The sequence below is a fragment of the Pseudomonas sp. JBR1 genome, from assembly GCF_028198185.1.
Taxonomy (GTDB): Bacteria; Pseudomonadota; Gammaproteobacteria; order Pseudomonadales; family Pseudomonadaceae; genus Chryseomonas; species Chryseomonas oryzihabitans_E.
Map to the genome: position 1 here is coordinate 3,181,960 of NZ_CP116340.1, position 19,604 is coordinate 3,201,563.

Annotated in this window: 19 protein-coding genes; 9 read left to right on the forward strand and 10 right to left on the reverse strand. The window is 65.6% G+C overall.

Going from position 1 to position 19,604, the window contains the following annotated elements; genetic code table 11:
• Positions 1–169 precede the first annotated feature (169 nt).
• Entirely contained in the window at positions 170–496 is a 327-nt protein-coding gene (gene trxA, locus PJ259_RS14725; RefSeq protein ID WP_017639417.1) for a thioredoxin TrxA, read from the reverse strand.
• A gap of 250 nt (positions 497–746) precedes the next feature.
• The gene (locus PJ259_RS14730) at positions 747–1,439 is read right to left on the reverse strand and encodes a FadR/GntR family transcriptional regulator (protein WP_271653314.1); all 693 of its coding nucleotides are present in this window, start codon (positions 1,437–1,439) and stop codon (positions 747–749) included.
• A 267-nt stretch (positions 1,440–1,706) separates the two neighbouring features.
• Here PJ259_RS14730 and PJ259_RS14735 point away from each other — a divergent pair, with 267 nt between their 5' ends.
• From PJ259_RS14735 to ppx, 5 genes are all read left to right on the forward strand, one after another.
• Positions 1,707–2,489, forward strand: a complete 783-nt coding sequence (locus tag PJ259_RS14735; RefSeq protein WP_271653315.1) for a transporter substrate-binding domain-containing protein — start codon at positions 1,707–1,709, stop codon at positions 2,487–2,489.
• Between the two features lie 3 nt (positions 2,490–2,492).
• Positions 2,493–3,158, forward strand: coding sequence for an amino acid ABC transporter permease (locus tag PJ259_RS14740; RefSeq protein ID WP_271653316.1), 666 nt, complete (start codon positions 2,493–2,495; stop codon positions 3,156–3,158).
• Positions 3,155–3,805: an amino acid ABC transporter permease gene (locus PJ259_RS14745; protein WP_271655873.1), complete on the forward strand. Its 651-nt coding sequence runs from the start codon at positions 3,155–3,157 to the stop codon at positions 3,803–3,805. The genes PJ259_RS14740 and PJ259_RS14745 overlap by 4 nt, the downstream gene beginning before the upstream one ends.
• Positions 3,792–4,523 (forward strand): amino acid ABC transporter ATP-binding protein, encoded by a 732-nt coding sequence (locus PJ259_RS14750; protein ID WP_059316555.1) that lies wholly within the window; start codon positions 3,792–3,794, stop codon positions 4,521–4,523. Before PJ259_RS14745 ends, PJ259_RS14750 begins: the two co-directional genes overlap by 14 nt.
• 111 nt (positions 4,524–4,634) lie before the next feature.
• A complete protein-coding gene (ppx, locus tag PJ259_RS14755) occupies positions 4,635–6,134 on the forward strand; it encodes an exopolyphosphatase (protein WP_271653317.1) in 1,500 nt (499 codons plus the stop codon).
• A 1,010-nt stretch (positions 6,135–7,144) separates the two neighbouring features.
• On the opposite strand, the gene ppk1 is transcribed toward ppx, so the two are convergent.
• Positions 7,145–9,370: a polyphosphate kinase 1 gene (ppk1, locus tag PJ259_RS14760; RefSeq protein ID WP_059316557.1), complete on the reverse strand. Its 2,226-nt coding sequence runs from the start codon at positions 9,368–9,370 to the stop codon at positions 7,145–7,147.
• Positions 9,371–9,379: 9 nt separating this feature from the next.
• Positions 9,380–10,402, reverse strand: coding sequence for a porphobilinogen synthase (gene hemB, locus PJ259_RS14765; RefSeq protein ID WP_059316558.1), 1,023 nt, complete (start codon positions 10,400–10,402; stop codon positions 9,380–9,382).
• A 264-nt stretch (positions 10,403–10,666) separates the two neighbouring features.
• On the opposite strand from hemB, the gene PJ259_RS14770 reads away from it, so the two are divergent.
• Entirely contained in the window at positions 10,667–11,221 is a 555-nt protein-coding gene (locus PJ259_RS14770; RefSeq protein ID WP_059316559.1) for a DedA family protein, read from the forward strand.
• Positions 11,222–11,339: 118 nt separating this feature from the next.
• Positions 11,340–13,460, forward strand: coding sequence for a putative bifunctional diguanylate cyclase/phosphodiesterase (locus PJ259_RS14775; protein ID WP_271653318.1), 2,121 nt, complete (start codon positions 11,340–11,342; stop codon positions 13,458–13,460).
• Positions 13,461–13,485: 25 nt separating this feature from the next.
• Here PJ259_RS14775 and PJ259_RS14780 read toward each other — a convergent pair whose 3' ends face one another.
• The gene (locus PJ259_RS14780) at positions 13,486–13,956 is read right to left on the reverse strand and encodes a YaiI/YqxD family protein (protein ID WP_271653319.1); all 471 of its coding nucleotides are present in this window, start codon (positions 13,954–13,956) and stop codon (positions 13,486–13,488) included.
• A 100-nt stretch (positions 13,957–14,056) separates the two neighbouring features.
• On the opposite strand from PJ259_RS14780, the gene PJ259_RS14785 reads away from it, so the two are divergent.
• Positions 14,057–14,821, forward strand: coding sequence for an SDR family NAD(P)-dependent oxidoreductase (locus tag PJ259_RS14785; protein WP_271653320.1), 765 nt, complete (start codon positions 14,057–14,059; stop codon positions 14,819–14,821).
• Between the two features lie 9 nt (positions 14,822–14,830).
• On the opposite strand, the gene PJ259_RS14790 is transcribed toward PJ259_RS14785, so the two are convergent.
• The 3 genes from PJ259_RS14790 to PJ259_RS14800 are packed head-to-tail and all read right to left on the reverse strand — an operon-like array spanning position 14,831 to position 17,962.
• Positions 14,831–15,466, reverse strand: coding sequence for a LysE family transporter (locus tag PJ259_RS14790; protein ID WP_271653321.1), 636 nt, complete (start codon positions 15,464–15,466; stop codon positions 14,831–14,833).
• A 4-nt stretch (positions 15,467–15,470) separates the two neighbouring features.
• On the reverse strand, positions 15,471–16,046 hold the full coding sequence (locus PJ259_RS14795) for a mechanosensitive ion channel domain-containing protein (protein ID WP_372237650.1): 576 nt from the start codon (positions 16,044–16,046) through the stop codon (positions 15,471–15,473).
• Between the two features lie 2 nt (positions 16,047–16,048).
• Entirely contained in the window at positions 16,049–17,962 is a 1,914-nt protein-coding gene (locus PJ259_RS14800; RefSeq protein WP_271653322.1) for an ATP-binding cassette domain-containing protein, read from the reverse strand.
• A 47-nt stretch (positions 17,963–18,009) separates the two neighbouring features.
• Between PJ259_RS14800 and PJ259_RS14805 the strand changes: the two genes are divergently transcribed.
• Positions 18,010–18,474, forward strand: a complete 465-nt coding sequence (locus PJ259_RS14805) for a TIGR02444 family protein (protein WP_271653323.1) — start codon at positions 18,010–18,012, stop codon at positions 18,472–18,474.
• Here PJ259_RS14805 and PJ259_RS14810 read toward each other — a convergent pair.
• Both PJ259_RS14810 and PJ259_RS14815 read right to left on the reverse strand, forming a co-directional pair.
• A complete protein-coding gene (locus PJ259_RS14810) occupies positions 18,471–18,947 on the reverse strand; it encodes an Rsd/AlgQ family anti-sigma factor (RefSeq protein WP_007161363.1) in 477 nt (158 codons plus the stop codon). The genes PJ259_RS14805 and PJ259_RS14810 overlap by 4 nt on opposite strands.
• Before the next feature lie 108 nt (positions 18,948–19,055).
• Positions 19,056–19,541: a disulfide bond formation protein B gene (locus PJ259_RS14815; protein WP_082696398.1), complete on the reverse strand. Its 486-nt coding sequence runs from the start codon at positions 19,539–19,541 to the stop codon at positions 19,056–19,058.
• Between the last annotated feature and the right edge of the window lie 63 nt (positions 19,542–19,604).

Sequence of the window (19,604 nt, forward strand, 5' to 3'; positions counted from 1 at the left end):
CGAGAGTAGTTTCGCGGGATGCGTTCTGAAGAGGAGAACTGACGGCTACAGCAGATGAGAAGACGGCCCACTGATGGGGTCGTGGCTGGAATCTAGCACCTGCATGGGTACACGTCCAGCCGTCCAGGCATAAAAAAGCCCCGCATGGCGGGGCTTTCGACCAGATTCCTCAGACGTTGGCGTCGAGGAAGGCAGCCAGTTGCGATTTGGACAGAGCACCGACCTTGGTGGCCTCGACCGCGCCGTTCTTGAACAGCATCAGGGTCGGGATGCCACGCACGCCGTACTTGGGCGGGGTGTCCTGGTTTTCGTCGATGTTCAGTTTGCAGACCTTGAGCTTGCCTTGGTAGTCCTTGGCGATCTCGTCCAGGACTGGGGCAATCATCTTGCAGGGACCGCACCATTCGGCCCAGTAGTCGACCAGCACGGGGCTGTCGGACTTCAGCACGTCCTGCTCGAAGCTGGCGTCGCTGACGTTGGTGATGTATTCGCTCATTGACTCTCTCCGAATTCGGGTGCGACTTGAAGTATGGCCATGATAGCCCTGCTGCCGTCACTTCGAAAGCATTCGAACATTGATGGTGACTATGACGGGCATTGATGGCAAAGGCAGCTCACGATCTGGCGAGCCGGCGACAATCAGGGCGGCAAGGCCTCGGAAAGTGGAGTCTACGCGGGGTAAATGCGCATTCCTAAGGCCTTTTCGCCATCGCTTGGCCGACACCCAGCCGATCGTGGACAGCCTTTTAGACAGCAGGCACCGGGAAGGTGGTTCCACTGCGCAAGGCCGCATTGCGGATATGTTCGCGCATGGCCTTCTGCGCAGCCGCTGGCGAGCGCCGGGTCAGGGCCCGGAGAATGCGCCGGTGTTCCTGCCAGGTTTCCAAGGCCCGCTCGGGCCGGACGAAGGGCAGCTTCTGACTTTCGTGAAAGCGCTCGGGGCTGGTGGTGATCACTGCCAGCATGGCCGGATTGTCCGCGACCAGCAGCAACTGGCGATGGAAGTCGAAGTCCAGCGCCGCTGCCTCTTCCAGCTCGTTGGCCCGTAGTGCCCGGTGCAGGGCACCGAGATTGACCTCCAGCCGATCCAGATCGGCGGGGCTCAGGGTCACGGCGGCCAGTCCCGCGGCAAAACCCTCCAGCGCGAAGCGCAACTGGAAGACGTGGGCCGGGGTGACCTCGCCGGTGAAGGGCCAAGGCCCGTCCGCGTGCGTCGCTTCCTGCACATAGACCCCACGTCCAGGCTGGACGCTGACCAGTCCCAGGGCGCTGAGGGTGGACAGCGCCTCGCGCAGGGACGCGCGACTCACGCCCAGCCGCTCGGCCAGCTCGCGTTGCGCCGGCAGCGCCGCGCCGGGTGCATAGCCTTCGGTCTCGATCAGCTGGCGAATGGCGTCGACGGCATAATGGGGGACGGCGCGGGTGGCTGCGAGGGGCATGGAGTGGTCAGGCCAGTCAGTCCGGAAGTTCGCCTTTTATGCCGATTTTCCCGCCAGTTCAAGCCTGGCCCCAAGGCGGAGCACGGCACGACAAGCGCGCACCAAAGCGGCTCACGCTAAAAGCAGAGGTCTGCTTAGCCGCCGGCCAACTGTTCAGACCAGTAAGACCAATCGCCAAGCGTAGCGGCCTCTGCCGCAGCCCGGCAGGGTACTGGCACATGAAATGCACTGGGCAGAGCCATCCCATCCTGCTTCCGGAGTCTCGTCATGCTCAAGCGCTGGACCGCCCTCTCCCTGTTCGCCTTGGGCCTGACCGCCCTGCACGCTCCCGCCCAGGCCGATCAGCTGGCCGATATCCAGCAGCGCGGCACGGTGCGCATTGCCGTACCCCAGGACTTTCCGCCCTTCGGTACCGTGGGCCCGGATCTCAAGCCCCGCGGCCTGGACATCGACACCGCCCAGCTGATCGCCGACAAGCTCGGGGTCAAGCTGGCCCTGACCCCGGTCACCAGCACCAACCGCATTCCCTTCCTGACCACCGGCAAGGTGGACATGGTCATCTCCAGCCTGGGCAAGAATCCCGAGCGCGAACAGGTCATCGACTTCACCAAGCCCTATGCGCCCTTCTTTCTCGGCGTGTTCGGCGCCAAGGGCAGCGCCCTGAGCACGCCCGAGGAGCTGGCCGGCAAGACCGTCGCCGTGACCCGCGGCGGCATCGAGGACATGGAGCTGAGCAAGGTGGCGCCCAAGGACGCGGTGATCAAGCGCTTCGAGGACAACAATGCCACCATCGCCGCCTATCTCGCCGGCCAGACCGAATTCATCGCCAGTGGCAGTTCGGTGATGGCGTCCATCGCCAACAAGAAGCCCGACCGCGCACCGGAGATGAAGATCACCCTGAAGAATTCGCCCAACTACATCGGCCTGGCCAAGCACGAACCGGCGCTCAAGGCCAAGCTGGACGGCATCCTCGACGCTGCCCGCGCCGACGGCAGCCTGGATCGCCAGGCCGAGAAGTGGCTGGGCCAGCCGCTACCCAAGGACATGTAAGGCATGGCCTACCAGTTCGACTTCCAGCCGGTACTGCAGCAGAGCGATCTGCTGCTCAAGGGCGCCTTCTTCACGCTGGAGCTGACCGCCATCGGCGCGGTGCTGGGCATTGCCCTGGGCATTCTTGGCGCGGTCTGCCGCGCCTGGCGGCTCACGCCCTTCGACCGGGTGTTCGGCGTCTATGTCGAGCTGATCCGCAATACGCCCTTTCTGATCCAGCTGTTCTTCATCTTCTTCGGCCTGCCCTCGCTGGGGGTGCACATCAGCGAATGGCAGGCGGCGGTGCTGGCCATGGTGATCAACCTGGGCGCCTATTCCACGGAAATCATTCGCGCCGGCATCCAGGCCGTGCCCAAGGGCCAGCTGGAAGCCGCTGCGGCCCTGGCCATGACCCGCGCCGAGACCTTTCGCCACGTGATCCTGCGGCCCGCGCTGGCCAAGGTCTGGCCGGCCCTGTCGAGCCAGGTGGTGATCGTGATGCTGGGCTCGGCGGTCTGCTCGCAGATCTCCACCGAGGAACTGACTTTCGCCGCCAACTTCATCCAGTCGCGCAACTTCCGCGCCTTCGAGACCTATCTGCTGACCACCCTGCTCTACCTGGTCATGGCCATCGGCGTGCGCCAGCTGCTGCACTGGATCGGCCGGCGCTTCATCCAGGGAGGCCGCTGATGGATTTCACCCTCTGGGATATCGTCCGCAACCTCGGTACCGGGCTGTACTGGACCTTCATCCTGTCGCTGGCGGCCTTTGCCGGCGGCGGCCTGGCCGGACTGCTGGTGCTCTGGGCACGGCTGTCGCCGCTGCGGACGCCACGCACGCTGGCGCGCCTGCACATCGAGCTGTTCCAGGGCACGCCGCTATTGATGCAGCTGTTCCTGGTGTTCTTTGGCGTCTCGCTGCTGGGGCTGGAGATTCCTGCCTGGCTGGCCGCCGGCGTGGCCCTGACCCTGTTCACCAGCGCCTACCTCGCCGAAATCTGGCGCGGCTGCGTCGAGGCCATTCCCCACGGCCAGTGGGAGGCGTCGGAAAGCCTGGCCCTGACCCGCTTCGAGCAGTTGCGTCATGTGATCCTGCCCCAGGCCCTGCGCATCGCCGTGGCACCTACCGTGGGCTTCTCGGTACAGGTGGTCAAGGGTACCGCCGTGACCTCCATCATCGGCTTCACCGAACTGACCAAGATCGGCGGCATGCTCGCCAATGCCACCTACCAGCCCTTCACCGTCTACGGCCTCGCCGCCCTGGGCTATTTCATCCTCTGCTACCCGCTGTCGCTGGCCGCGCGCTGGCTGGAAAGGAGACTGCATGCCGCTGCTTAGAGTGACCGCCCTGCACAAACACTATGGCAATCATCATGTGCTCAAGGGCATCGACCTGACCGTCGAGGAAGGCCAGGTGGTGGCCATCATCGGCAAGAGCGGCTCGGGCAAGAGCACCCTGCTGCGCACCCTGAACGGCCTGGAGTCGATCAACGACGGCGTCATCGAGGTGGACGGCGAGTACCTGGACGCCGCGCGGGTCAACCTGCGTTCACTGCGGCAGAAGGTCGGCATGGTCTTCCAGCAGTTCAACCTCTTCCCGCACCTCACGGTGGGCGAAAACGTGATGCTGGCGCCCCAGGTGGTCAAGAAGACGAGCAAGGACGAGGCCCGCGCCCTGGCGCGGCAGATGCTCGACCGGGTCGGCCTGGCGGAGAAATTCGACAGCTATCCGGATCGGCTGTCCGGTGGCCAGCAGCAGCGGGTGGCCATCGCCCGCGCCCTGGCCATGTCGCCACGGGTGCTGCTGTGCGACGAGATCACCTCGGCGCTGGATCCGGAGCTGGTCAACGAGGTGCTCGCCGTGGTCAAACAGCTGGCCCGCGAGGGCATGACCTTGATCATGGTCACCCACGAGATGAGATTCGCCCGCGAAGTGGGCGACAAGCTGGTGTTCATGCACCAGGGCAAGGTGCACGAGAGCGGCCATCCCCAGGAGCTGTTCGCCCGCCCGCAGACACCGGAACTGGCCCAGTTCATCGGTCAGGTGGCCTCCTGAGGCGAAAAACCCTATTTTTTCTGCCACTTTGCGCAACCGTAATCGCTGTGCGCTTGAAGCCATCACCGGCTAGCTGGCACGATGGCGCGGTTTATCGCCGAGAGCCTCCAGATGCAGCCTTCGCCAGCCGAACCCCACGAACTGATCGCCGCCATCGACCTGGGCTCCAACAGCTTTCATATCGTCCGGGCGCGCAATTTCCACGGGGAGATCCGCATCCTTGAGCGGTTGGGCGAAAAGATCCAGCTGGCCGCCGGCCTGGACGAATCGCGCCTGCTCAGCGAAGAGGCCATCCAGCGCGGCCTGGACTGCCTGCGCCGCTTCGCCCAGCTGATCGCCGGCATGCCGCGTGGCGCCGTACGGGTGGTGGGCACCAATGCCCTGCGCGAGGCGCGCAATCGCGCCGAATTCATCCAGCGCGCCGAAGCCGTGCTCGGCCATGCGGTCGAGGTCATTTCCGGTCGTGAAGAGGCCCGCCTCATCTATCTGGGCGTGTCCCACTCCATGCCCGATGTGCCCGGGCGCCGCCTGGTGACCGACATCGGCGGCGGCAGCACCGAATTCATCATCGGCCAGCGCTTCGAGACCCTGCAGCGCGAGAGCCTGCAGATGGGCTGCGTCAGCTTTACCAAGAGATTCTTCGCCGACGGCAAGATCACCGCGGCCCAATATGCGCGTGCCTACACTGCCGCGCGCCTGGAATTGATGAATATCGACCAGGGCCTGCGCGAGATGGGCTGGCACCAGGCTCTCGGCGCCTCCGGTACCATCCGCGCCGTGGCTCTGGCGATCCAGGCCGCCGGCCGTGGCAATGGCGAGATCACCCCGGACGGCATCGAGTGGCTCAAGCGTAAGCTGCTCAAGCAGGGCGACATCAACCTGCTCAACATCGATGGCGTGAAGCCGGATCGGCGCGCCATCCTGCCAGGTGGCCTGGCCATCCTCGAAGCCCTGTTCAAGGCCCTGGAACTGCAGGAGATCCACCTTTCCGAAGGTGCCCTGCGCGAAGGGGTGCTCTACGACATGATCGGCCGGCACAGCCACGAGGACGTCCGCGAACGCACCCTCAAGGGCCTGGCCGAGCGCTACCACGTGGACCAGCGTCACGCCGAGCGCGTGGAAAAGCGCGCGCTCAAGTCCCTGGCCCAGGTCGCCGACGCCTGGGGCCTGACCGACGAGAACCATGCCGAGCTGCTGCGCTGGGGGGCGCGCCTGCACTGTGTGGGCCTGGATATCGCCCACTACCAGTACCACAAGCACGGCGCCTACCTGATCGAGCACTCGGACCTGCCCGGCTTCTCCCGCCGTGACCAGCAAGCCCTGGCACTGCTCGTGCGCGGCCACCGCCGCAACATCCCCCAGGATCGCCTGCAGGAGCTGGGCCCGGAAGGCGAGCCCTTGCTGCGCCTGACCCTGCTGCTGCGCTTCGCCATCCTCTTCCACCACATCCGCCACAAGAGCATTCCGGACGTCCAGCTCAGCGCTGGCGAGCGCAGCCTGGACGTGCAGTTCCCCGACGGCTGGCTGGAGGAAAACCCCCTCACCCAGGCCGACTTCGAGCTGGAAGCCCAGTGGTTGGAGCGGGTGGGGTATCAGTTGAGCGTGCGCTGAGGGGATTTTTCGTAGGTTGGGCTGAGCAGTAGCGAGGCCCAACGTTGCAGGGCTTCAGTAGTGCGGCTTGATAGTTGTGGGTGCCTTAGCTTCTTATCGAGGTCTTTTGGTGGCTCTTGTTTCGCCTGGCCGGCGACTCACTTTTCTTTGCTTGCGGACCGCCGCCCGGTGCAAAGAAAAGTAAGCAAAAGAAAGCACACCCCGACAGTTCGGCCCTACGCTGCGCTCCGGATGATTCGCTTCGCTCGCCCTTCGGGTCAGCCTGCGGCTGTTACTCTACTTCGCTACGTTTCCCTCGTTCCGGCGCCGCTCTAGGGGCGCGGCACAAAGGGGCGTCCTGCCTCGCATCCCCCTCCGCAACACCTGTACTCCGCCTCACTGACGGGATGGGGCGCTAGCCTGATGGTTGGGTGCTCACAGGTTGTAGCGTGGAAAACCGCGCAGCGTTTTCCACTGGCGCGTAACGTCGATCCCTGTGGACAAGGCTGCGCCGTTGTCCACGCTACGGGCTACGGGTGACGTGTTCTTCAACCAACACTTTCAGGCTGGCGAATCGCCCCGTTCAGCAGGGCGAACGCCAGTGCCGTGGAGTGGGTCGAGCCGCATGGATGCGGCGAGAGGCCTAACGGGCTATGGACGGCCCGTGTAGGCCGACCCCGGAGCGGCGCTGGCATGAGCGAAACGAGCAAAGCGAAGTGACAGCCCAGGCTGGCCCGAAGGGCGAGCAACGCGAGTCACCCGTAGCGCAGTGGAGGGCCGGATGTCCGGGGCAAGCGTTTTTGGTTACTTTTGTCCGGGGCGCGCAGCCGCGACTGAAAAAAGTGACTCGCCCGGGTGGGCGAAACAAAAGACTTCCGAATGCTCGATAAACAGCCAGGGCACCCATAGGTCCGAGTGTCCAGGGCTGACTTCAAGCCGCACTACTGAAGCCCCGCAACGTTGGGCTTCGCTGGCGCTCAGCCCAACCTACGGAACGGCTAGGCCCATGGTGGCATGGGCCCGAAACTCCCTCAGCGGGTATTCACCACCGGACTGGCCAGCCGCTCCAGCAGCGTCGCCTGCACGCTACGGGCGTTCTGGTTGCCAGTGGGCGACTGCCGCACGTAGCTGCCGTCCTCCTGCAGTACCCAGGCCTGGGTGTTGTCGGTGAGGTAGCCTTCCAGCTCCTTCTTGACCCGGCTGATGAGCTTCTTGCCCTCCACCGGGAAGCAGGTCTCGACGCGCATGTCGAGGTTGCGCTCCATCCAGTCGGCGCTGGAGAGATAGAGCTTCTCGTCGCCGCCGTTGAGGAAGTAGTAGATGCGGCTGTGCTCCAGGAAGCGGCCGATGATGGAGCGCACCTGGATGTTGTGGGACACGCCCGGTACGCCCGGACGCAGGCAGCACATGCCACGCACCACCAGGTCGATCTTCACCCCGGCCTGGCTGGCCTTGTAGAGGGCGCGGATGACCTTGGGATCGGTGAGGCCGTTGACCTTGGCCATGATCTGCGCCGGACGTCCTTCGCTGGCCGCCACGGCTTCGCGGTTGATCATTTCCAGCAGGTTCTTCTTCAGGGTGAAGGGCGCGTGCAGCAGCTTCTTCATGCGCAGGGTCTTGCCCATGCCGATCAGCTGGTTGAACAGCTTGTGCACGTCCTCGGTGAGGGCCACATCGGCGGTCAGCAGACTGTAGTCGGTGTACAGCTTGGCATTGCCGGCATGGTAGTTACCGGTACCCAGGTGGGCATAGCGACGCAGCTCACCGTTCTCGCGGCGCAGGATGAGCATCATCTTGGCGTGGGTCTTGAAGCCCACCACGCCGTAGATGACCACGGCGCCAGCCTGCTGCAGGCGGCTGGCCAGCTGCAGGTTGGATTCCTCGTCGAAGCGGGCGCGCAATTCGATGACCGCGGTCACCTCCTTGCCGCTGCGCGCCGCGTCCACCAGGGCGTCGACGATCTCGGAGTTGGCACCGCTGCGGTAGAGCGTCTGCTTGATCGCCAGGACGTTGGGGTCCTTGGCGGCCTGGCGCATCAGGTCGATCACCGGGGTGAAGGACTCGAAGGGGTGCAGCAGCAGCACATCGAGCTTGCCCAGCACGTTGAAGAGGTTGTCCTTCTTCTGCAGCAGCTTGGGAATGGTCGGCGTGAAGGGGGCACTCTGCAATTCCGGATGGCTATCCAGCCCGGTGATGGAGAACAGCCGGGTCAGGTTGACGGGACCGTTGACCTTGTACAGCTCGCTTTCGCCCAGATTGAACTGCTTGAGCAGGTAGTCGGTAAGGTGTTTCGGGCAGATGTCCACCACCTCGAGCCGCACCGCATCGCCATAGCGACGCGAGAACAGCTCGCCGCGCAGGGCACGGGCCAGGTCTTCGACATCCTCGGTATCCACCGAGAGGTCGGCGTTACGGGTCAGGCGGAACTGGAAGCAGCCCTTGACCTTCATGCCGGGGAAGAGATCGTCGGCATGGGCGTGAATCATCGAGGACAGGAAGACGTAGTTGTCCCCGGGACCGGCGACCTCCTCGGGCACCCGGATGATCCGCGGCAGCAGGCGCGGCGCCGGGATGATGGCCAGGCCCGAGTCACGGCCGAAGGCGTCCATGCCCTCCAGCTCGACGATGAAGTTGAGGCTCTTGTTCACCAGCAACGGAAAGGGGTGGGTCGGATCCAGGCCGATGGGCGTGATGATCGGCGCGATCTCGTCGCGGAAGAACTTGCGCACCCAGGCCTTGATCTTGACGTCCCAGTAGCGCCGCCGGATGAAGCGGATCTGCTGCTCGGCCAAGGCTGGCAGCAGGACGTCGTTGAGGATGGCGTACTGCCGTTCCACCTGGCCGTGGACGATTTCGCTGATACGCGCCAGCGCCTGGTGCGGCAGCAGGCCGTCGGCCCCGGCCTGCTCACGGGCGAAGGCGATCTGCTTCTTGAGGCCCGCCACGCGGATCTCGAAGAACTCGTCCAGGTTGCTGGAGAAGATCAGCAGGAACTTGAGGCGTTCGAGCAGCGGATAGGATTCGTCGAGGGCCTGTTCCAGCACCCGGATGTTGAACTGCAGCTGCGACAGCTCGCGATGGATATAGAGGCTGCTGTCGTCCACGTTGGCCGCCGGCACGGTAGGCGCGGGCGGCGCCTCGACCACGGGCGCGGGCTGGACAGCGGCGTCTGGCGCGACCGCCTCGGTGGTCAGGTCCGTGGACTCGACGGTGGCTGATTGTTGCAGATCGGTTTCGACGAAACCCTGGCTACTCATTGAAGCTCCTTAGGAACGCGAAGGCCCCTGGCGAAGTTGTTGGGCGGCGCGTTTGGCGAAATAGGTGAGGATGCCGTTGGCCCCGGCGCGCTTGAAGGCCAAGAGCGATTCGAGGATGACGGCCTCGGACAGCCAGCCGTTCTGGATCGCGGCCATGTGCATGGCGTACTCGCCGCTCACCTGGTACACGAAGGTCGGCACGCGGAATTCCTCACGGACCCGGCGGACGATGTCCAGGTAGGGCATGCCCGGCTTGACCATCACCGAGTCGGCGCCCTCGGCCAGGTCGCCGGCGATCTCGTGCAGCGCCTCGTCGCTGTTGCCCGGATCCATCTGGTAGGTGGCCTTGTTGCCCTTGCCCAGGTTGGCGGCCGAGCCGACGGCATCGCGGAAAGGCCCATAGTAGGCGCTGGCGTACTTGGCCGAGTAGGCCATGATCTGCACGTTATGATAACCCGCGTCTTCCAGGGCAGCGCGGATGGCACCGATGCGACCGTCCATCATGTCCGAGGGTGCGATCACCTGTGCCCCCGCCGCGGCATGGGACAGCGCCTGCTTGACCAGCACCTCGACCGAGATGTCGTTGAGCACATAGCCGCGCTCGTCGAGGATGCCGTCCTGGCCGTGGGTGGTGAAGGGATCCAGGGCCACGTCGGTGATCACGCCCAGCTCGGGGAAGTGCTCGCGCAGGGCGCGGGTGGCGCGCTGGGCGATGCCGTCGGGATTGTAGGCCTCGGCACCATCCAGCGACTTGCGCTCGACAGGGGTGACGGGGAACAGGGCCACGGCGGGAATACCCAGCGCCACCAGTTCGGCGGCCTCTTCCAGCAGCAGGTCGATGGACAGCCGCTCGACGCCGGGCATAGAGGGCACGGCTTCGCGACGGCCTTCACCGTCCAGCACGAAGACCGGCAGGATCAGGTCATCCACCGTCAGTGCATGCTCGCGCATCAAACGACGGGAAAACTCGTCGCGGCGCTGGCGGCGCATGCGAGTGGCAGGGTAGCTACGGCTGATGGGGGTAAAGCTCACGATCGACTCCCAGACCCGGATCACGGGTCAGTGTGAGGGGTTATAGGCCACAATCATGACCGATTGGTAACAGTAGATGACAATATGGTGTGCCTATAGCGCCTATCCAAGGCAGACGCTGACCGGAGCTGGCGTGACACAGGGTCGCAGTGAAATCTGTGGCTGACCGCCTGGCACCCGGCGGACGGAAGTCCGTCACACTTTCTTTCCAGGCGCCAACCGGGGTAGGCTGCGCCATCTTCAATTCACCTCGTGTAGCGCCGAATGCTCCAGCAATTCCTCCACGATTTCGGCTATTTCGCCCTTTTTCTCGGCACCTTCTTCGAGGGCGAAACCATTCTGGTGCTGGCCGGCTTTCTCGCCTTTCGTGACTACATGAGCATCCAGACCGTCATACTGGTCGCTTTCTGCGGCAGCTATGCCGGCGATCAGCTCTGGTATTTCCTCGGTCGTCGCCACGGGCGCAAGCTGCTGGCGCGCAAGCCCAAGTGGGAAGCTGCCGGGGATAAGGCGCTGGCGCACATCCGGCGCCACCCGGATCTCTGGGTACTGAGCTTTCGCTTCGTCTATGGCCTGCGCACGGTGATGCCGGTAGCCATCGGCCTGTCCGGCTATCCGCCAGCGCGCTATCTGATCCTCAACGGTATCGGCGCCATCGTCTGGGCCACGGTGCTGGGCTACGCCGCCTACCACTTCGGCGCGGTTCTCGAAGGCGTGCTGGGCAATCTCAAGCGCTATGAACTGATGGTGCTGGGCGGCCTGGTGGTGATCGGCCTGCTGCTCTGGCTCTGGCGCCGCAGCCGCGCACCCAAGGTCTGATGGGCGAACGTCCGGTTAGCGGCTACGCCCATCGACCGGATTAAAGGCTCGGCCGCCGCTGCCGATGCCCTGAGCATCAACCTCCTTTAACGCCCGTGCGGCAAGCTGGCGATTGAGCATGCTGAATTTCTCCACCTTGCTTCCCCCCGGTCATCAGGTCCTGGCCGCCAACACGTACGAAGGCGTACTGGTGGTGCTGTCCTACCTTATCGCCAGTGCGGCGGGCTATACCGCCCTGGCCATGGCCGACTGGGTGACCAACAGTCGCTCCCGCCGCGGCAGCGAGTTGGCCAAGCTGATCGGCGCCATCGCCCTGGGTGGTGGCATCTGGTCGATGCACTTCCTGGCCATGCTGTCGTTCAAGATCGGCATCCATGTGCACTATGCCCCGCTGCAGACCCTGGGCTCGCTGCTGATCGCCATTGCCGTGTCCTACACGGTGATGCACCTGATCGGTCGTGAATCCCTGACCGCACCTCAGTATCTGCTCGCCTCTCTGGCCGCCGGCCTGGGCATCGCGACCATGCACTACACCGGGATGCTGGCCATGCACTCGGTGGCGGTGCAGCTCTACGATCCGCTGCTGGTAGTGGTCTCGGTGGTGATCGCCAGCCTGGCCTCCCTTGGCGCCCTGCTGCTGGCTTTCCGCCTGCGCGGCAGGACTGGCCTCAGGACCGTCTGGCTGCGCCTGCTGGGGAGCCTGGGACTCGGCTTCGCCATCGTGTCCATGCACTTCACCGGCATGGCCGCCCTGACCCTGGCCGTGCCCGTTGGCTTCGAGCCGGATGGCCTGGCGGAAATGAACCAGCATCTGGAGCTGGGCATGGGGATCGCGCTCGGCACCCTGTTCATCATCATGGTCGGCCTCCTCGCCGCCTGGGCTGGCGAGCGCTTCCATGCCCAGCGCCTGCGCCTGGAACGGGTCTCCACCACGCTCGACCAGATCACCCTGCACGACCCCCTCACCCACCTGCTCAACGGCGCCAGCTTCATCCAGACCGTGGATCGGGCCATCGGTCAGGCGCGGACCGGCGAGCAGTTCGCCCTGTTGATGCTGGACATCGACCACTTCAAGCGCATCAACGACAGCCTCGGCCACGCCCTTGGCGATGAGTTGCTGATCCAGATGGCGCAGCGGATTCGCGCCGTGCTCGACAACGATCTGCCACTGGCCCGCTATGCCGGCGACGAATTCAGCCTGTTGCTGCCGCTGGGCCAGCGCGGCGACAGCCAGCCCCTGGCCCTGCGTCTGCTGGAGCAGCTGCGCCCGCCCTTCGAGTTGGCCGGACAGCGCATCGCCATGACCTTCAGCCTGGGGATCGCCCACTATCCCCAGGATGGCGCCAACGCCGGCCAGCTGCTGCGCAGTGCCGGCCTGGCAGTCGGCCACTGCAAGCGCAGCGGGCGCAATTGCAGCCAGAGGTTCACCACCGAACTCCAGCGCGAGGCCGATGACCTGCTCAGCCTGGAGATGGACCTGCGCCACGCCCTGACCCAGGGCGGCCTGCACGTGGCCTACCAGCCTATCGTCGACCCCGCGGGCGGGCCCGTCGGCCTGGAAGCCCTGGTCCGCTGGCAGCATCCGGTGCTGGGTCCGCTGAGTCCCGAACGCTTCGTTCGCGTCGCCGAGGAAACCGGGCTGATCGCTGACCTGGATGGCTGGGTCATGCGCCAGGCCTGTGCCGACCTGGCCCAGCTGCGCCGCGAGGGCTACCTGGCGCTCCGGGTGTCGGTGAACTGCTCGGCGCTGAATCTGAGTGATCGCCTCCTGCCCCAGGCCATCGCCCGGGCGCTGCAGGCCGAAGATCTACCCGCCTCGGCGCTGACTCTCGAAGTGACCGAAAACGCCCTGATGCACAGTCTCAACGTGGCCGTCGAGGTGCTCGGCGAGATCCGCACCCTGGGTGTGCGGGTCTCCATCGACGACTTCGGCAGTGGCTACTCATCGCTGGCCTACCTGAGTCGGCTACCGGTGGACTCGCTCAAGGTGGACCGCTCCTTCGTTCGCACCATCCCCAAACAGAGCAACGACATGGCCATCGCCTCGGCGATCATCGCCATGGCGCACAAGCTGGGCCTGAATGTGGTCGCCGAAGGGGTGGAAACCGCCGAACAGCGCCAGTTCCTGCAGGCCAACGGCTGCAACTTCATGCAGGGCTATCTGTTCGGTCGACCCATGCCGTTGCCGCAACTGCGTACCTGGCTGCAGCAGCACAGCATCACGGCCGTTCCCGCCTAGGTCCTGTCCGAAGCATCGGCATTGCTCATACAGCCCTGGCGGCGGCCTCGCGCTGGAGACGGGTCAGCAACCGATCCAGCGCATTGGCGAACGCCTGGCGATCCCGCTCGCCGTAGCCGGCCTGGCCGCCGCCCATCTGCCCCTGGTCACGCAGATCGGTCATCAGATTGCGCATGGCCAGACGCTGTCCCATGTTGCGCTCGTCGAACTCCTGGCCACGCGGATCGAGGGCAGCCACGCCCTTCTTCACCAGGCGATCGGCCAGGGGAATATCGCTGCAGATCACCAGGTCACCCGGCTGTGCCTGTTCGACCAGGTGATCATCGGCAGCATCGGGGCCGCTGGGTACCACCACCAAACGGACACAGGCGAAGGGCGGCTTGATCTGCGGCTGGCCTGCCACCAGCACCACCTCCAGCTTGCGCTTGAGGGCGAACTTGCAGACCAGCTCCTTGGCGGCGCGCGGACAGGCATCGGCATCGATCCACAGGATCACGGGATTTCTCCGGCAAAAGCCCAGGATACCGCGCCGTGGCGGCGCACCCCAGCGCAGCGGCGCGGTCGGACAGGGATACCGATCCGACCGGAGTCCACCCATGACCTTCTGGCAACGCCTGGAGCACCCCGCTCAGGCCCTGGTGTACGGCGCCACTGGCGGCCTCGGCCTGGCCCTGTGCGAGCAGCTGCTGGCCCGTGACGACGTGGGCCTGGTCTGGGCCTGCGCGCGCCAGGCCGAAGCCCATGAGGGCCTGACCGAGCTGGCGCGGCAGCATGGCCCACGTCTGCGCCGGCTTGATGTCGATCCGCTCGCCGCAACCGACCTGGCGACCCGGCTAGTGGGGGCGACGCCGCGCCTGGACCTGCTGCTGTGCGCCTCGGGCCTGTTGCAGGGCGAGCAGGCACAGGCCGAGAAGAGCCTGGCGCAGGTGGATCAGGCCGGCCTGGTGGAAAGCTATCTGGCCAATGCCGTGCTGCCGCTGTTGCTGATCCGCCAGCTGACGCCGCTGCTCAAGGGCCAGCATCCCTGCCAGATCGCGGCGCTCTCGGCGCGGGTCGGCTCCATTGGCGACAACCGCCTGGGTGGCTGGTATGGCTACCGGATGGCCAAGGCCGCGCTCAACCAGGGACTGCGCTGCGCCAGCATCGAACTGGCTCGACTCAACCCCCAGAGTTGCGTGCTGGCCCTGCATCCCGGCACCACCGATACCGCGCTGTCACGCCCCTTCCAGGCACGGGTGCCGGCTGACAAGCTGTTTACGCCAGGCTATGCGGCGGAGCGGCTGCTGGAAGTACTGGCCGCCCGCACCCCGGCCGAGACCGGCAGTTTCTGGGATTGGCAGGGTCAGGCGGTGGCCTGGTAGCGGCCGGCTTCAGATCGCGGCGCGGCGCACCGTGGACAGCAGCGCCGCGGCGGCGAGGAACAGGCTGGCGAAGACCCGGTTGGTGATGCGCTGCTGACGCGGGGTGCGCAGCAGGGTCAGTACCCGGGCGGCGAGGCCCGTATAGCCGGCCATGACGATCAGATCGACGGTGACCATGGTCGCCCCGATGATCAGGTACTGCGCGGCCAGGGGCGCCCGGGGATCGACGAACTGCGGCAATACCGCGAGCAGGAAGATCAACGCCTTGGGGTTGCTCACGTTGACCAGGAAGCCGCGCATGACCAGGGCGCTGATACGCGGTGGCGGACGTTCGCCGGCCACCTGTTCGCCCAGGTCCAACGGCGCCGCGCGCCATTGGCGGATGGCCAGGTAGGCGAGATAGAGAACCCCGAACCACTTGATCAGGGTGAAGGCCAGCTGCGAGGTCGCCAGCAAGGCGCCGACACCCACGGCGACCACGGCGATCTGCAGAGCCAGCCCCAGCTGCAGGCCCAGTGCCGTCCAGTAGCCGCGCCGGAAACCGTGGTTGACGCCCGCGCTCATGGAGGCGACAGCGCCTGCCCCCGGCGAGAGGCTGATCATCCAGCAGGCGATGAAGAAACCGGTCCAGACCTGCAGACTCATGGGCTTACCTGTCAAGGTGGAAGTCGAAGGAGCCGTCGGCATCACGCCAACGGCGTACCGACTTCTGGAAGAACTGGGTGTTGGGGATCTGCACCAGGGCGCCTTCCTGGTTGTCGTCCAGCTCCTGCAGGGTCACGAAGAGCATGTTGATGGCCACCACCCGCCCCTTGATGCCGGGCTTGTCCGAGGCGTCCAGCACCTCGATGCGATCGCCCAGGCGGAAGGGCCCGACGGTAAAGATCAGCACCGCGCAGAACAGATTGGACAGCACGCTCCAGATGGCGAAGAAGGCCACCGCCGCCACGGCGACGAAACCGGAGATGGCCGTCCAGAGCACGGCGGCGGATACGCCGAAGCGCTCCAGGGCCATGAGGATGGCACTGCCCATGATCAGCCAGCGCAGGGTACCGCGCAGCCCCAGGACGATCTGCGGCGGCAGCGGATAGCGTTCGCCCAGGCCGGTGACGGCGCGGGCGACGATGCGCTGCAGCACATAGCCGATCAACAGTACCAAGGCAACCTGACCGGCTACCAGCAGGTAGTCGCCCCAGCCGGGCAGCCAGGTGTGCAGCCACTCGATCATCAGGCCCCCTCGAGTTCGGCTTGCAGGCTTTCCAGCCGTTCCAGGGCCTCCAGCCACTGCTCTTCCAGTTCGGCTTCACGGGTCTTGGCGGCGGCCTGGTCGGCCAGTGCCTGGCGCAGCTCGTCCTTGCGCGCGGCGTCGTAGAGACCGCTGTCACCCAGCCGAGCCTCCAGGGTGGCGAGTTTTTCCTGCAGCTTTCCCAGCTCCGCTTCCAGCTTGTCGGCGGTCTTCTTCAGCGGCGCCAGCTGCTGGCGCAGGGCCGCGGCGGCCTGACGCTGCGCCTTGCGGTCGGTCTTGTCGACCGCGGCGCCCTCGCCGGCTACGAGGCCTGGCTCCTGACGGGCGCGGAAATCCACCAGCCAGCGGCTGTAGTCGTCCAGGTCGCCGTCGAAGGCCTGTACCTTGCCGTCGGCCACCAGCAGGAATTCGTCGGTGGTGCTCTTGAGCAGATGGCGATCGTGAGACACCACCAGTACCGCCCCGGTAAATTCCTGCAGCGCCAGGGTCAGGGCCAGGCGCATGTCCAGGTCCAGGTGGTTGGTGGGTTCGTCCAGCAGCAGGAGGTTGGGCTTCTGCCAGGCGATCAAGGCCAAGGCCAGACGCGCCTTTTCGCCACCGGAGAAATTCAGCACCGTCTCATCGCAGCGTGGACCACGGAAATCGAAGCCACCCAGGAAATCGCGCAGGCTCTGCTCGCGCTCGCCAGGGGCGATGCGCTGCAGGTGCAGCAGCGGGCTGGCCTTGGCGTCCAGGGAATCGAGCTGATGCTGGGCGAAGTAGCCGATAGCCAGATTCTCGCCCCGCTGCAGCCGGCCGCCGAGGGGTTCGAGCTCCGCGGCCAGGGTCTTGATCAGGGTCGACTTGCCGGCGCCATTGGGACCGAGCAGGCCGATGCGTGCGCCCGGCGTCAGTTGCAGCTTGACCGGATGCAGGATGGTGGTCTCGCCGTAGCCCAGCCGGCCCTCGGCCAGGTCGAGCAGCGGGCTGGACAGCTTGTCCGCCTCGCGGAAGACGAATTCGAAGGGCGAATCGACATGGGCCGGCGCCAGCTCTTCCAGGCGTTCCAGGGCCTTGATCCGGCTCTGTGCCTGGCGCGCCTTGGTGGCCTGGGCCTTGAAGCGGGCGATGTACTTCTCCATGTGGGCGCGCTGGGCCTGCTGCTTGTCGTAGGCCTGCTGCTGCTGCGCCAGGCGCTCGGCGCGGGTGCGCTCGAAGCTGGAATAGCCGCCGCGATAGAGCACCAGCTTCTGCTGGTCCAGATGCACCACGTGATCGACCACCGCATCAAGGAAATCGCGGTCGTGGGAGATCAGGATCAGGGTGCCGGGATAGCCCTTGAGCCAGTCTTCCAGCCAGAGGATGGCGTCCAGATCCAGGTGGTTGGTGGGTTCGTCCAGCAACAGCAGGTCCGAGGGACACATCAGCGCCTGAGCCAGGTTCAGGCGCATCCGCCAGCCACCGGAGAAGTCGCCGACCTGGCGCTCCATCTGCGCGGTGGTGAAGCCCAGACCGGCCAGCAGCTTGCGGGCCCGGGCATCGGCGGTATAGCCGTCGGCGGCCTCGAAGTCGGCATGCAGCCGGCCCAGGGCATTGCCGTCCTGGGCCGCTTCGGCGGCTGCCAACTCGCGCTGGATGCGGCGCAACTCGATGTCGCCGTCCAGTACGTAGTCCACCGCCAGCCGCTCCAGGGTATCCACCTCCTGACGCATGTGGGCGATGCGCCAGGCGGCCGGGATGTGGCAGTCGCCGGCGTCGGCGCCGAGCTGGCCGCGCAACAGGGCGAAGAGACTGGATTTGCCGGCGCCATTGGCACCGATCAGACCGGCTTTCTGGCCGGGATGCAGGGTCAGGTCAGCGCTTTCGAGCAGACGCTGGGGACCACGCTGTAGAGTAAGGTTCTGTAGTCGGATCATGGCGGCGGAGTGTAGCAGCTCCACCACCCACGAATGGGGAGGCGGACATGCAAGAGGACCTGTGGGAATTCGCGTTGGCAGTATACGCCCGGCCTGGCGTGGAAGGCGCCTGTTTGCGTCTGCAGGAGGCCGGGGCCGATGTCTGCCTGGTCCTGACGGCGCTCTGGCTGGATCGGCGCGCCTGCGCCCTGGATGCCGAGGGGCTGACCCGGCTGCAGCGTGCCTCGCAGCACTGGCAGGACACGGTGGTGCGCCCTCTGCGGCAATTGCGCCAGGCCTGGAAGACCCCCTCCGGCGTCGATGAACGCCTGGCGGCGCTGCGTGAGCAGCTCAAGGGACTGGAATTGGCGGCGGAACGTGAACAGCTCGCCCGCCTGGCGCGACTGGCGGCGCATTGGCCGTGCCGCGATGCGCAGCACTCGGGAGGCTGGTTGCATGCCCTGGCACCGCGCGAGGCAGCGCCAGCGGACCTCGACCTGCTGGCCGAGGCGGCACGGGTGATCCGGGTCTAGACCGAGGCCAGCCGCGGCTGCTGGTGCGAGGTGTGCAGTACCTCGATGAGGCAGTCTTCCAACTCGAAGCGTTCGCGCAGGGTTTCGCCCAGCAGCTTGAGCTCGATGGTCAGCAGCCCCGGGTCGCGATAGGCGCCACGCTCGAATCTGTCGTTGAAGTTGAGGGCGGCGTCGGTCAGGGCCTGCAGGCGCGGATAGACGCTGTCGGCGAACTCGATGGCGCGCTCGTCCTGGAATTCGCGGGCTTCGGCCACCAATTGCTCGTAGATCTCGAAGTGCGCGGTGGACATGTAGTCGACCAGCATGTCGCAGAGGCGCTCCAATTCGCTCACCTCGCGCACCGGACCCAGCAGGGGCTCCATGTCCAGGGTTTCGTAGGCGGTCACCAGCTCGCGGCGGGCAATCAGCCAGCGGTCGATCAGCTGGTGGACCCCACCCCAGCGTTCCTGGGCATTGCGGCAGGTTTCTAGCATGACGGCAGCTCTCTATACGGGCGAAACGGTCCGGGCGCAGGCGCCCGGGTGTTATCAGGAACTATACCGACATCGTCTCGCCAGGCGAGTGCCGTTGCTCGGAGAAAGTCAGCGACGGCGAAAGATCTTGACCAGGCTCAAGGCCATGAGCAGCACGAAGGCCAACAGGCTCCATTCCGGGATGCTCAGACCGAACAGCGTCCAGTTGACCTCGGCGCAGTCGGCGGTGCCGTGCAGCACCAGGCGAATGATCTCCTGGAAGGGCAGCGCCTGCATCATGTAGTCCAGGCTGGGCAGGCAGGCCGCCAGCTCTTCCGCCGGCACCGTCTGCAGATAGACCTGGCGCCCGGCGGTGGCCGCACCGGCCGCGGCCAGCAGTAGCAGGGTGACCCCGTAGATACGGCGGCCTCGCTTGCCAGGCGCCTGGATGCCGGCGATGAGGGCGACCACACCGACGAGGATGAAGAAGATCCGCTGCATGACGCACAGCGGACAGGGCTCCAGCCCAACCACGTGCTCAAGATAGAGACCGACGCCCATGAGCACCGCGCAGGTGGCGGCCATGAACAGGAAGATGAAGCGGGGACTAGTCACGGACGCGCCGTCTCCAACAGGGAATTGGGACGTTACGGTAGTGAAAGCCCGGGCACCTTTCAA

Excerpts from the sequence above, each read along its gene's own strand:
- PJ259_RS14740 (WP_271653316.1), top strand. The coding sequence starts at position 2,493 with ATGGCCTACCAGTTCGACTTCCAGCCGGTACTGCAGCAGAGCGATCTG.
- PJ259_RS14730 (WP_271653314.1), bottom strand. The coding sequence starts at position 1,439 with ATGCCCCTCGCAGCCACCCGCGCCGTCCCCCATTATGCCGTCGACGCC.
- trxA (WP_017639417.1), bottom strand. The coding sequence starts at position 496 with ATGAGCGAATACATCACCAACGTCAGCGACGCCAGCTTCGAGCAGGAC.
- PJ259_RS14810 (WP_007161363.1), bottom strand. The coding sequence starts at position 18,947 with ATGCTAGAAACCTGCCGCAATGCCCAGGAACGCTGGGGTGGGGTCCAC.
- PJ259_RS14805 (WP_271653323.1), top strand. The coding sequence starts at position 18,010 with ATGCAAGAGGACCTGTGGGAATTCGCGTTGGCAGTATACGCCCGGCCT.
- PJ259_RS14775 (WP_271653318.1), top strand. The coding sequence starts at position 11,340 with ATGCTGAATTTCTCCACCTTGCTTCCCCCCGGTCATCAGGTCCTGGCC.
- PJ259_RS14735 (WP_271653315.1), top strand. The coding sequence starts at position 1,707 with ATGCTCAAGCGCTGGACCGCCCTCTCCCTGTTCGCCTTGGGCCTGACC.
- ppx (WP_271653317.1), top strand. The coding sequence starts at position 4,635 with ATGCAGCCTTCGCCAGCCGAACCCCACGAACTGATCGCCGCCATCGAC.
- PJ259_RS14800 (WP_271653322.1), bottom strand. The coding sequence starts at position 17,962 with ATGATCCGACTACAGAACCTTACTCTACAGCGTGGTCCCCAGCGTCTG.
- ppk1 (WP_059316557.1), bottom strand. The coding sequence starts at position 9,370 with ATGAGTAGCCAGGGTTTCGTCGAAACCGATCTGCAACAATCAGCCACC.
- PJ259_RS14790 (WP_271653321.1), bottom strand. The coding sequence starts at position 15,466 with ATGAGTCTGCAGGTCTGGACCGGTTTCTTCATCGCCTGCTGGATGATC.
- PJ259_RS14785 (WP_271653320.1), top strand. The coding sequence starts at position 14,057 with ATGACCTTCTGGCAACGCCTGGAGCACCCCGCTCAGGCCCTGGTGTAC.
- PJ259_RS14750 (WP_059316555.1), top strand. The coding sequence starts at position 3,792 with ATGCCGCTGCTTAGAGTGACCGCCCTGCACAAACACTATGGCAATCAT.
- PJ259_RS14770 (WP_059316559.1), top strand. The coding sequence starts at position 10,667 with ATGCTCCAGCAATTCCTCCACGATTTCGGCTATTTCGCCCTTTTTCTC.